Raw genomic sequence first — 12,098 nt, 5'->3', positions numbered from 1 at the left:
GATGTGCCGTTCGAGCGGTTGGTGGAGGTGCTCGACCCGGAGCGGTCGATGGGCCGCAATCCGCTGTTCCAGGTGATGCTCATCCTCCAGAACAATGAGCGTCCCGAACTGCGCATGGCCGGGCTGCGCGCCGTGCCGGAACACATCCAGGCCGACGCCGCCAAGCTCGACCTCACCTTCAACGTCATGGAGGAGGAGGGCCCGGACGGCGGCCTCGAAGGCTTCGTCGAGTACAGCGCGGACGTCTTCGACGAGTCCACGGTGGCATCGATGGCGGACCGCCTGGTGCGGCTGCTCGAACAGGTCGCCCAGGAACCGGAGTTGACGGTCGGCGCGATCGAGATGCTGTCCGCGGACGAGCGCCGCCGCGCCCTCGTCGAGTGGAACGACACCGCCCGGCCGCTCCCGGACAGCACATTGCCGCAGGAGTTCCAGCGCCAGGCGGCGCGGACGCCCGAGTCGGTGGCCGTGGTGGCCGGTGCCATCGAGCTGACCTACCGGGAGCTGAACGAGCGGGCCAACCGGCTCGCCCGTGAACTGATCGCCCGTGGCGCGGGCCCCGAGCGCCTGGTGGCCCTCGCCCTGCCGCGCAGTGAGGCGATGGTCGTGGCGCTGCTCGCGGTGCTCAAGTCCGGCGCCGCCTACCTGCCCATCGACCCGGCGCACCCCGGCGAGCGCATCGCGCTGATCCTCGGCGACGCCGACCCCGCGCTCCTGGTCACCGACACGGCGACCGCCGCGCTCCTGCCCACCACCGGGGTGCCACCGCTCGTCCTGGACGAGCCGGCCACCGTGACGGCCCTCGCCGCGCACAGCGGGGCCGACCTCGACGACAGCGACCGCGCCGCGCCACTGCTGCCCGGCCACCCGGCGTACGTGCTCTACACCTCGGGCTCCACGGGACGGCCCAAGGGCGTCATGATCGAGCACCGCAACCTGCTCAACTTCCTTCTCTCGATGGCCGAGCGCTTCCCGATGGGCCCCGCCGACCGGCTGCTCGCCGTCACCACCTGGTCCTTCGACATCGCGGGCCTCGAACTCTACGTCCCGCTGATCTCCGGGGCCGGCGTCGTCATCGGCGGGGACGGGGTGGTCCTGGACCCGGCGGCCCTGACCGCGCTCATCGAGCGCGCCGGAGTCACGGTGATGCAGGCGACCCCCGCCCTGTGGCAGGAGCTGACGCTGCGGGACCCGGAGGCGGTCGGCGGGCTGCGCGTCCTCGTCGGCGGCGAGGCGGTCCCGCAGTCCCTCGCCGAGACGCTGACGCAGCACGCCGTTCAGGTCACCAACCTGTACGGCCCGACCGAGACGACCATCTGGTCCACCGCGACCGAACTCACCGCGGGCGAGCCCGTCACGCTCGGCCGCCCGGTGTGGAACACCGGCGTCCTCGTCCTCGACGAGGGACTGCGCCCGGTGCCGGCCGGAGTCGCGGGCGAGCTGTACCTCACCGGCGCGGGCCTGGCCCGCGGCTATGTGGGCCGGCCCGATCTGACCGCGTCGCGCTTCGTGGCCTGCCCGTTCGGGCCCGCCGGAGCGCGGATGTACCGGACCGGCGACGTGGTGCGCCAGACCCCGGACGGGCGGCTGGTGTTCGTGGGCCGCGCGGACGACCAGGTCAAGGTGCGCGGCTTCCGGGTGGAACTCGGCGAGGTCGAGACCGTACTGCTCGCCCATCCGTCGGTGGGCCGGGCCGTGGTGGTCGCCCGCTCGGACGGCGGACGCGGCGGCGTCCTGGTGGCGTACGTGGTCCCGGCCGCCGGGGCCGGGCCGGTGGACGGCGCGGAGCTGCGGGAGTTCGTGGCCCGCTCGCTGCCCGAGTACATGGTGCCGCTGGTCGTGGCCCTGGAGACGCTGCCGCTCTCGCCGAGCGGCAAGGTCGACCGGCGGGCGCTGCCCGCGCCGGATTTCGCGGCGGCCGTGTCCTCGCGCGCCCCGCGCGACCCGGTCGAGGAGGCCCTGTGCGGCCTGTTCGCGCAGGTGCTCGGGCTTGAGCGGGTCGGCGTGGACGACAGCTTCTTCGACCTGGGCGGCCACTCGTTGCTCGCGGTCCGCCTGGTCAGCCGGGCCCAGACGGCCGGGCTGCGGTTCACCGTCGCCGATGTGGTGCTGCACCGCACGGTGGCCGAACTCGCGGTCCGTACCGAGAAGGCGGGCCCGACCGAGGACGGACTGCTCGACCCGTTCGCGCCCGTGCTGCCGATCCGGCCCGGCGGGGAGGCACCGCCCGTCTTCCTCGTGCACAGCGGACTCGGCTTCAGCCTTCCCTACGTGGGCCTCGCCGGGTACCTCGATCGGCGCCACCCGCTGTACGGCCTGCAGTCAACGGCCGCGGGCGGCGTGACGCCCATGCCGACCGACATCAGGGACGTGGCCACCGAGTACATCGGCCACATCAGGCAGGTGCGGCCGCACGGCCCCTACCGGCTGCTCGGCTGGTCCTACGGCGGCGTCCTCGCCCACGAGATCGCCGTACAGCTCCAACAGGCGGGCGAGGAGGTCGACTTCCTCGCCAACCTGGACGGCTATCCCGGCCGGACCGTACGGGACGAGGAGACCCACGACGACCGCGAGCTGCTGCTTCGCGCACTGGAGGCGCTCGGCCGCAGCCGCGAGGAATTCGCCGCCCGGCAGGTCACCCCGGCCGAACTCCTCGACGCCCTGCGCACGATGAACCACCCGCTCGCCGAGCTCGGCGAGGAGGGCGTGCCGCGGCTGCTGCGCCTCGCCCGCACCCACGGCGAGCTGATGGACCGGTTCACCGCGGGCCGCTTCGACGGCGACATGCACCTGCTCGTCGCCACCCGGGAGTACGCGCCGGCCGAGGCCGACGAGCTGACCGGCCGCTGGGCCGACCACGTGGACGGCGAGCTGCGGATCCACCGGATCGACTGCGGCCACGAGTACCTGATGCACCCCGGCCCCCAGGCGGTCGTCGGACGCGTCATCGACGCGGCCCTCGGCCGACTGCCCCACACCCCCGCCGCACCGGCGGCCCAGGACGCACCCGAGGAGGGCGAGCGCACATGGTGACGCTGGTTCAGATACGCAGGCCGGCGGCGCCGCTCGCGCTGGTCGTGGAGTCCCTCGCCGTGGCGGGGCGCCGGCTGCGCCGGCTGCGCCGGGCCCCCGGCCGGCTGATCGGGATCATCATGAACCCGCTGGTGTCGATGGTCGTCCTCGGCTATCTGTTCCGGGGCTCGCTCTCGGTCACCGGGGCCGGCGGCTATCAGGAGTACATCTTCGCCGGGGTCGCGGCCCAGGCCGGGCTCGCCGGCATCGGACCGACCGCGGTGGCCGTCGCCGAGGACCTGCGCGGCGGGCTCGTGGCCCGGTTCCGCTCGCTGCCGATCTCACGCCCGGCGGTTCTCGTCGGGCACACGCTCGGCGACCTGGCCGTCGGTCTGATCGGCCTCGCGGTGGTCACCGTGCTCGGGGTGCTCTTCGGCTGGCGGCCCGACAACGGCCCGCTGTCCGTGCTCGCCGGGTTCGCGCTGCTCGCCCTGTTCATGTACGCGATGCTGTGGATCGGGGTGCTGCTCGGCCTGTTCTCCCGCAACCTGGAGACCATCAACGTGGTCGCGGGACTCGTGACCGTGCTGTTCTCGTTCCTCTCCAACGCCTTCCAGTCCGTGGACCGACTGCCGTCCGCGCTGCGCGTCATGGCCGAGTGGAACCCGGTCAGCGCGGTGGTCACCCAGACCCGCAGGCTCTGGGGCAACCCCACCGCGACCGGCGGGAGCTTCCCCACCGACCACGCGTCGCTCGCCCTCGCGGTGTCCCTCGGTGTGGTCTTCGTCCTCACCGTGTTCCTGAGCCTGCGGCGCTACCGCACGGCGGCCCACTGAGCCGCGACACGGCAGCCCGCCCAACTCGCCCGCGCAGCACTCCACTTGACCATCAACGGGGGACGCCATGGCACCGACCATGTCCATCACTCAAGACCTGGACCGGATCGACCTGACCGATCCGCGGACCTTCGCCGAGACCGACCTGCGGGCGATGTGGGCCCGCTTCCGCGCCGAGCGGCCCGTCCACCTGCACCCCGCGACCGGCGGCGCACCGCCGTTCTGGGTGCTGTCCCGGCACGCCGACGTGCTCGCCGTGTACCGCGACAACAAGCGGTTCACCTCGGAGCGCGGCAACGTCCTCGCCACCCTGCTCCAGGGCCAGGACTCGGCGTCCGGCAAGATGCTCGCCGTCACCGACGGCCCGCGCCACCGGGAGATCCGCAACCTGATGCTCAAGTCCTTCTCGCCCCGGGTGCTCGCGCCCGTGGTGGAGGGAGTGCAGCGGCGCACCGACGCGCTGCTCGACGAGGCCCTGGAGCGCGGCTCGTTCGACTTCGTGACCGACCTCGCGGACCACATCCCGATCAACACGATCGGCGACCTGATGGGCATCCCGGCGAAGGACCGCGAACAGCTGGTCCACTGGAACACCCAGACGCTGTCGCGCACCAGCTCCGAGCACGGTGCCGAGGAGGAATGGCTGGCCCGCAACGAGATCCTCCTGTACTTCTCGTCGCTCGCCGCCGAACGCCGCCGCAACCCCGGCGACGACGTCCTCAGCGCCCTGGCCACCGGCGTCATCGACGGCCGCCCGCTGAGCGAGGACGAGATCGTCTTCAACTGCTACAGCCTGATCCTCGGCGGCGACGAGTCCAGCCGGATGTCGTCGGTGGGCGCCGTGCTCGCGCTCGCCGAGCACCCCGAGCAGTGGCGGGCCCTGCGCGAGGGCGCCGACCTGGAGACGGCCACCGAGGAGGTGCTGCGCTGGACGACCCCGGCGATGCACTTCGGCCGCCGCGCCCTGACCGACGTGGAGATCGGCGGCCGCACCATCGCCGCCGGCGACGTGGTCACCCTGTGGAACAGCGCCGCCAACTTCGACGAGGACGTCTTCGCCGAGCCCGGCCGGTTCGACCTGGCCCGCACCCCCAACAAGCACGTCGCCTTCGGGCACGGCCCGCATTTCTGCCTGGGCGCCTTCCTGGGACGTACGCACGTCTCGGCGATGCTCTCCGCGCTGCGCCGCAAGGTCGGCGACATCGAGATCCTCGGCACCCCCAAGACCCTCTACTCCAACTTCGTGTACGGCTACACGAGCCTGCCGGTCCGGCTCGGCCGGTCCGGCTGACCGCACGAGAGAGCCGCACCACGACACATTCCCGACCGCGTACGACCGAAGAGAACGGAAGCGACGACATGCCGAACCCCTTCGACGACCAGGACGGCACGTTCCGGGTCCTGGTGAACGACGAGGCGCAGTACAGCATCTGGCCCGCCTTCGCGGCGACCCCGCCCGGATGGACGGTGGTTCTGGAGGAAAGCCCGCACGCCACCGCGCTCGCCCATGTCGAGCAGCACTGGACGGACATGCGCCCGCGCACCCTGCGCGAGCCGTCCCAAGACCCGGCGCGCTGAGGGAACGGGGCGGCTGACGTGGAGATGGCCATCCGGGCGGAGGGCATCCGCAAGCGGTACCGGGGTGTCGAGGCGCTCTCGGGGATCGACCTGAACGTCCGGGCCGGCACGGTGCTCGGCCTGCTCGGACCCAACGGGGCGGGCAAGACGACCACGGTGCAGGTGCTCACCACGCTCGTGCCGCCGGACGGCGGCCGTGCCGAGGTGGCCGGCTTCGACGTGGTGCGCCGGCCCGTCGAGGTGCGCCGGCACATCGGCCTCGCGGGCCAGTACGCCGCCGTGGACGAGGTGCTCACCGGGCACGAGAACCTGGTGCTGCTCGGCAAGCTGCTGCACTTGGGCGGCCGGGCGGCGCGACGCCGGGCGGACGAGCTCCTGGAGCGCTTCGGACTGGCGGGCGCGGCCCACCGCCCCGCCCACACCTACTCCGGCGGCATGCGCCGTCGGCTCGACCTCGCGAGCTGTCTGATCACCTCGCCGCCCGTCCTGTTCCTCGACGAGCCCACCACGGGCCTGGACCCGGTGAGCAGGCTCGCCCTGTGGGACCTGGTCAGGGAGCTGGTGGCCGGCGGTGTGACGCTGCTCCTGACCACTCAGTACCTGGAGGAGGCCGACGTCCTGGCCGACCAGATCGTGGTCGTGGACTCCGGTCGGGTGATCGCCGACGGCACCCCCGACGAACTGAAGCGCAAAGTGGGCGGCGACCGCCTGGAGTTGACGGTCCCCTCGCCCTCGGACATCGGCGCGGTGCTCGCCGCGCTCGGCACCGCCCTGACCACGGCCCCGACGGTGGACGAGGAGAAGGGCCACGTCTCCATCCTCCTGGACGACGGGCTCGGCGACGTCGCGGACGTCGCGGTGGCCCTGCGCAAGGCGGGCGTCACCGTCTCGGACTTCGCGCTGCGCCGCCCGACCCTGGACGACGTGTTCGCGCAGCTGACCGGGGGGCCGTCGTCATGAACACCCTGGACCGGCTCGTCGAGGGAGCCCGCGCCGATCTGGCCGTACGCCAACGACGCGTGTCCCAGGCGGAGTTGGAGCGGGGCGTGGCGTCGGCCGGGCCCGCGCGGGACTGCGCGGCGCTGCTGCGCGGCACCGACGGCGTACGGGTCATCGCGGAGGTGAAGCGGGCGAGCCCCTCCAAGGGTCCGCTCGCGGCCATCGCCGACCCGGCCGCGCTCGCCGTCGCCTACCAGGCCGGGGGCGCCGCCGCGGTCAGCGTGCTCACCGAGGAGCGCCGCTTCGGCGGCTCGCTCGCCGACCTGGACGCGGTGGCGGCAAGGGTCGAAGTGCCGTTGCTGCGCAAGGACTTCGTCGTCGACCCGTACCAGGTGTGGGAGGCCCGGGCGCACGGCGCGGAACTCGTGCTGCTCATCGTCGCCGCCCTGGAGCAGTCCTTGCTGGCCGACCTGCACGCGCTGGCCGTGGAGATCGGGCTCACCCCGCTGATCGAGACGCACAACGAGGAAGAGGTGGAGCGGGCGCTGCGGGCCGGCGCCCGGGTCGTCGGGGTCAACGCCCGCGACCTGCGCACCCTCGAAGTCGACCGCGCCACCTTCGCGCGCCTCGCCCCGGGGATCCCCGAGGACGTGGTGCGCATCGCCGAGTCCGGGGTGCGCGGCCCCGGCGATGTCATCGCGTACGCCGCCCACGGGGCGGACGCCGTCCTGGTCGGCGAGGCGGTGGTGACCGGCGGCAGCCCGACCGCCGCCGTCGCCGCCCTGGTCGAGGCGGGCCGCAGCGCGCCCGCCTCGACCTGACCGGACCCAGAGCAGGCTCTCAACTCGTCGCGTACTTGGCCGTGACCGTCGTCCAGCGTTCCAGGACGGCGGCCGCGGCCCCCGAGTCGATCGCGTCGCCGGCCCGCGCCACGCCCTCGGCAAGCCGTTCCGTGATGGGCCGCTCGCTCGGGTTCAGGGCCGCGAGGCCCGCCGCGGCCGAGAGCAGCACGGCGTCCCTGACCGGCCCGCGCGCCCCCGCGAAGGTCTCCCGGGCCACCCGCGCGTTGTGCGTCCGGTCCCCGCCGCGCAGGGCGTCGGGCGACGCGTGATCGATGCCGATGTCGCGCGGGTCGAACGACTCGGTCCGCACCTCGGACCCCATGACCGACCAGACCGTGGAGGTAGTGGTGACCGTCAGTTCGTCCATCCCGTCGTCGCCCCGGAAGACCAGCGCCGACACCTCGCGGCGGGCGAGCACCCCGGCGAGCAGGGGCGCGAGGCGCGGGTCCGCGACGCCGATCGCCTGGGCGGTGGGGTCGGCCGGATTGGCGATCGGGCCGAGCGCGTTGAAGACGGTACGCACCCCGAGCTCCCGGCGCGGCGCGGCGGCGTGCCGCATCGACGGGTGGAACACCGAGGCGAAGGCGAAGGTGATGCCGGTCTCCTCGGCGACCGTCGCGACCACCTCCGGCTCCAGGTCGAGCGCCACGCCCAGCTCTTCGAGGACGTCGGCGGAGCCGCAGGCGGAGGACGCCGAGCGGTTGCCGTGCTTGACCACCCGGGCGCCCGTCGCGGCCGCGACGACCGCCGACATGGTGGAGATGTTGACGCTGTTGGAGCCGTCGCCGCCGGTCCCCACGATGTCGAGGGTGGGCCCGGGCACCCGCAGGGGCACGGCGTGGCGCCGCATGGAGGCCACCAGGCCCTCGATCTCGTCGACGGTCTCGCCCTTGGCGCGCAGTGCCACCACGAAGGCGGCCAGACGGGCCGGGGTGACCCCGCCCGACATCACCTGATCCATCGCCCAGGAGGAGTCCTCGATGGTGAGGTCCCTTCGGTCCAGAAGCGAGTTCAGCAATTCCGGCCAGGTACGACCCTGCGGCTCGGCAGTCACGGGGAATCTCCTTGAACGGCGCCATGGGAAGTATGCACAACCCATTCTGTGAGGCGCGCAAAGCGCTTTCCAGACCACTATTCGGCGAGATGTACGGTCCAATTGGTAAAGGGGGGCGGGACCGGTGGCCCTGCACATTGCGGTGGAGGTGGTCAGGGACTCCTCGAATTCCCTGACCTCGCAGATCCAGAATTTCATCAAGCGGGAGATCGTCGAGGGAATTCTTCATCCGGGCACCCGGCTGCCGTCCAGCCGGCGGCTCGCCGACGACCTCGACGTGTCACGCAGCGTGGTAGTGGAGGCGTACGGGCAACTCGTCGCCGAGGGCTACCTGGAGGCGGTCCAGGGCGCGGGCACCAGGGTCGTACGCCATCTCGGGGACGAGCGGTCCGTGGTGCCCGCGCTCCTCGACGACCAGGGGGCGGCCGGCCCGCGCGACGGGGCGCCGCCCGCGCCGGTCCGCTGGGATCTGCGGCCCAGCGGCGGCAACATTCCGGCGTTCCCGCGCCGCGAGTGGCTCAGCTGCTACCAGCGGGTCCTGTACCGGGCGGACTCCGCCGACCACGGCTACCCGTCGCTCGCGGGCGAGCCGGACCTGCGGCTCGAACTCGCCCGCTATCTCGGCCGGTTGAGGGGAGTGCGCACCTCGCCCGCCGAGCTGATGGTGGTGGCCGGCTTCGCGCAGACGCTCGGCCTGATGTGCGCGGTGCTGCCCCGGATCGGCATCGACGCGCTCGCCATCGAGGACCCGGGCCACCCCGGGCAGCGGCAGTTCGTGCGCGAGAGCGGGCTGCGGGCGGTGCCGGTCCCGGTCGACGCGGAGGGCATCGACGTCGAGGCGCTGGCCGCGTCAGGCACCCGCGCGGTCCTTGTCACCCCCGGCCACCAGTTCCCGACCGGCGTCACGCTCTCGCAGCGCCGTCGTGAGGCCCTTGCCCGGTGGGCGCGCGACGTCGACGGCTGGATCATCGAGGACGACTACGACGGGGGGCTCTGGTACGAACGCGGCGCCCGGCCGCTCGCGTTGCAGCGCACCGACCCCGAGCGGGTCGTCTACGCCGGCACGGCGAGCAAGTCACTCGCCCCCGGCCTGCGGCTCGGCTGGCTGGCCGCGCCTGCGCCCCTGCTCGACCCGCTGATGCGAGCCCGCGCGCGCCAGGACCTCGGCACCGAGACCCTCACCCAGCTGACCTTCGCCGAACTCCTGCGCACCGGCCTCTTCGACCGCCACCTGCGCCGGCTCAACTCCCTCGCCCGCAGCCGCCGGGATTCCCTGGAGGAGGCTGTGCGCCGCCATCTTCCCGGGGCCGCGGTCCTCGGCCGGGGCGCCGGACTGCACGCCTACCTCCAACTGCCCCGGGGCACCGACGAGGCGGCCCTGGTCGCCCGGGCGCTGCGCCGCTCGGTCCTGCTGCGCGGCGCGGCCGCCTTCCACACCGGGCCGGGACGCGGCGCCCCGGCCCTGGTCGTCGGCCACGCCCACCTGCCGCGCTCCGGCGTCGGAGAGGCCGTCCGGCAACTGGCGGCGGCCGCCCACGGGTGAATCAGACCCGGGAGAGCTCCACAGGTGAGCGCCACCTCGCGGCGGAACCAAGGAAGTTGTCCAGCATGGTCAGCCCGCCCGTGGTGGTGATGCTCTCCGGGTGGAACTGCACGCCCTCGATCGGCAGGGTGCGGTGCCGCAGCCCCATCAGGTAGCCGTGGTCGACGGCGACGGCCGTGGACACCAGCTCATCTGGCAGCGGCTCGGCGACGATCAGCGAGTGGTACCGGGTCACCTCCAGGGTGTGCCCGAGCCCCTCGAAGAGCCCGGCCCCGTCGTGCCGCACCGTGCTGGTCCGCCCGTGCATCACCTGGTCCGCGACCTCGATGCGCCCGCCGTGCGCGAGCGCGATCGCCTGGTGCCCCAGGCACACGCCGAGCAGCGGCACCCGCCCGGCGAACCGGTGCACCAGCTCCACATGCCCGGACCGCGCGGGATGGCCGGGCCCGGGCCCGAGCACCACCGCGTCGGGCTCGCGCGCGGCGAGCTCGTCGGGGGAGAGCGTGTGGGACCGTACGACCTCGGTCCGTGCCCCCAGGGTGCGCAGGTACTGGTCGATGATGTGCACGAAACTGTCGTACGCGTCGATCAGCAGCACCTTCATGCCCGTGACGTCTCCTTCGGCGTGTGCGGTTCGGGTCACGACGACAGCTCCTGACCGGTGAGCGCCCAGTAGGCGGCCCCCATCTTCGCCAGCGTCTCGCGCCACTCCGACTCGGGCTCCGACTGCGCGACCATGCCCGCCGAGCTCTGCGTGGAGTACGTCTCGCCGTCGTACTCGATGGTGCGGATGGTCAGCGCAAGCTCGCTCCAGCCGCGCACGTCGACCAGGCCGACCGCGCCCGCGTAGCTGCCGCGCCGCTCCTGCTCCAGAGTGTCGATGATCTCCATGGCACGGACCTTGGGCGCGCCCGTCATCGTGCCGGCCGGGAAGGTGGCGCGCAGCGCCCGCCAGGTGTCGACGTCCGGCTCCAGGCGGCCCGAGACCGTCGAGACGAGATGGAAGACGTGCGAGTACGTCTCCACCGCCATCAGCCGGTCCACCGGCTGGGTGCTGGGCCGGGTCACCCGCCCGATGTCGTTGCGGCACAGGTCGACCAGCATGATGTGCTCGGCCTGCTCCTTGGTGCTCTCGCGCATCTCCTTGACGCGGCGCTCGTTCTCCTCCGCGTCCGCGCAGCGCCGGGCGGTGCCCGCGATGGGCCGCATCGTGAGCTCGTCGCCCTCGATCCGGTAGAACAGCTCGGGGCTGGCCCCGATGAGTGTCCGTCCGGCGCGCGGCATCAGGTACATGTACGGCGACGGGTTGCGCCCGCGCAGCCGCCGGTAGACGTCCACCGGCTCCAACTCGGTCCGCACGTCGATGCGGTGGCCGATCTGGATCTGGTAGATGTCGCCGACCCGGATGTGTTCGAGACACCGGTCGGCCCAGCCGAGGAACGTCTCGCGGCTCACGCTGTCGCGCACCGAGAGCGGCGCCGGCGCCTCGGGCGCCGGCTCGTCCTTGACCGCGCCCCAGGCGGCCCCGGCGGCGAGGACCGCGTCCGCGAGCCTCGGCCGGTCGGCGAACGCCGGGCTCTCCGCGCTGAGTTGGCGCACCCCGCCGTCGACCAGGTCGTACCAGACGGTGTCGCGGAAGAGGGTGAGCGTGATGTCCGGGCCGCCCGGCGCCTTGGTGCGCGGCGGCAGCGTCTCCATGTGCCAGGCCGACTCGTACGCGAAGGTCGTCAGGAACCCGAAGGCGTACGCCGTCGACGGGATGTCCGTCGCGACGTCGAACAGGGCCTGCGCCCCGGCCAGTACGTCCCACATCCGCTCGGCGGCGCCGAACGTCAGCCGGTGCACCCCGGCCTCGACCGTGTGGTCCCCGAGCCCGGCCGCGGCGGCCCGGCCGGCCAGCGCCTCGGCGATCCGCGCGGCCCCGTCGATCTCCAGATACCCGTCGTGGACCCGGATCTCGGCGAGCCGGCCGAACCCGACGACGGCCCAGCGGCGGTCCTGGTCGGCGCCGTCCACGCTTTCGAAGAGGAATACGTCGTCGGCGGCGAGGCTTTCGCGCAGCCGGACGTACAAATCGAGAGGGTCGTGGTGCGGCAGCGCCGTATCGGTGACCCGCACACCGATCGTGCTGATTCCCGGCATGGTGAACTCCTCGTACATAAAGGACGGTCGGTGATTTCTGCCGACGCGGACCACTCGGCCATGCGAAGCAAATCAGCGGGCACACCATCGGTGCCAGACCAATTCGCGGCGCCCGATACGGTCCACTCGCGATTCACTTGACCCCGGCGGTC

10 protein-coding genes are annotated in these 12,098 nt (G+C 72.9%); 7 read left to right on the top strand and 3 right to left on the bottom strand.

The features are described 5' to 3' along the window. The 6 genes from ACWC2B_RS15625 to trpC all read left to right on the top strand — a co-directional run. A partial coding sequence (locus tag ACWC2B_RS15625) for a non-ribosomal peptide synthetase (protein WP_450716980.1) occupies positions 1 to 3,033 on the top strand: 3,033 nt, incomplete at its 5' end. Further along, positions 3,027 to 3,848, top strand: coding sequence for an ABC transporter permease (locus tag ACWC2B_RS15620; RefSeq protein WP_450716979.1), 822 nt, complete (start codon positions 3,027 to 3,029; stop codon positions 3,846 to 3,848). The genes ACWC2B_RS15625 and ACWC2B_RS15620, both read left to right, overlap by 7 nt. Before the next feature lie 79 nt (positions 3,849 to 3,927). Further along, positions 3,928 to 5,139: a cytochrome P450 gene (locus tag ACWC2B_RS15615; protein WP_450716978.1), complete on the top strand. Its 1,212-nt coding sequence runs from the start codon at positions 3,928 to 3,930 to the stop codon at positions 5,137 to 5,139. A gap of 68 nt (positions 5,140 to 5,207) precedes the next feature. Beyond that, positions 5,208 to 5,426 (top strand): MbtH family protein, encoded by a 219-nt coding sequence (locus ACWC2B_RS15610; RefSeq protein WP_450716977.1) that lies wholly within the window; start codon positions 5,208 to 5,210, stop codon positions 5,424 to 5,426. Between the two features lie 24 nt (positions 5,427 to 5,450). Beyond that, complete coding sequence (locus ACWC2B_RS15605) at positions 5,451 to 6,386, top strand: ATP-binding cassette domain-containing protein (protein ID WP_450716996.1); 936 nt, start codon at positions 5,451 to 5,453, stop codon at positions 6,384 to 6,386. Beyond that, entirely contained in the window at positions 6,383 to 7,186 is an 804-nt protein-coding gene (gene trpC / locus ACWC2B_RS15600; RefSeq protein WP_450716976.1) for an indole-3-glycerol phosphate synthase TrpC, read from the top strand. The genes ACWC2B_RS15605 and trpC overlap by 4 nt, the downstream gene beginning before the upstream one ends. A 19-nt stretch (positions 7,187 to 7,205) precedes the next feature. On the opposite strand, the gene trpD is transcribed toward trpC, so the two are convergent. Beyond that, a complete protein-coding gene (gene trpD, locus ACWC2B_RS15595; protein WP_450716975.1) occupies positions 7,206 to 8,261 on the bottom strand; it encodes an anthranilate phosphoribosyltransferase in 1,056 nt (351 codons plus the stop codon). 124 nt (positions 8,262 to 8,385) lie between these two features. Here trpD and pdxR point away from each other — a divergent pair, with 124 nt between their 5' ends. Next, complete coding sequence (gene pdxR, locus ACWC2B_RS15590; RefSeq protein WP_450716974.1) at positions 8,386 to 9,804, top strand: MocR-like pyridoxine biosynthesis transcription factor PdxR; 1,419 nt, start codon at positions 8,386 to 8,388, stop codon at positions 9,802 to 9,804. Between the two features lies 1 nt (position 9,805). Here pdxR and ACWC2B_RS15585 read toward each other — a convergent pair whose 3' ends face one another. Further along, positions 9,806 to 10,408, bottom strand: coding sequence for an anthranilate synthase component II (locus ACWC2B_RS15585; protein ID WP_450716995.1), 603 nt, complete (start codon positions 10,406 to 10,408; stop codon positions 9,806 to 9,808). 35 nt (positions 10,409 to 10,443) lie between these two features. Beyond that, entirely contained in the window at positions 10,444 to 11,946 is a 1,503-nt protein-coding gene (locus ACWC2B_RS15580) for an anthranilate synthase component I family protein (RefSeq protein ID WP_450716973.1), read from the bottom strand. Between the last annotated feature and the right edge of the window lie 152 nt (positions 11,947 to 12,098).

The organism is Streptomyces sp. NPDC001415, from assembly GCF_053597395.1.
The sequence above is the reverse complement of the archived record's forward strand: the minus strand, read 5'-3'. Positions and strand labels throughout refer to the sequence as shown.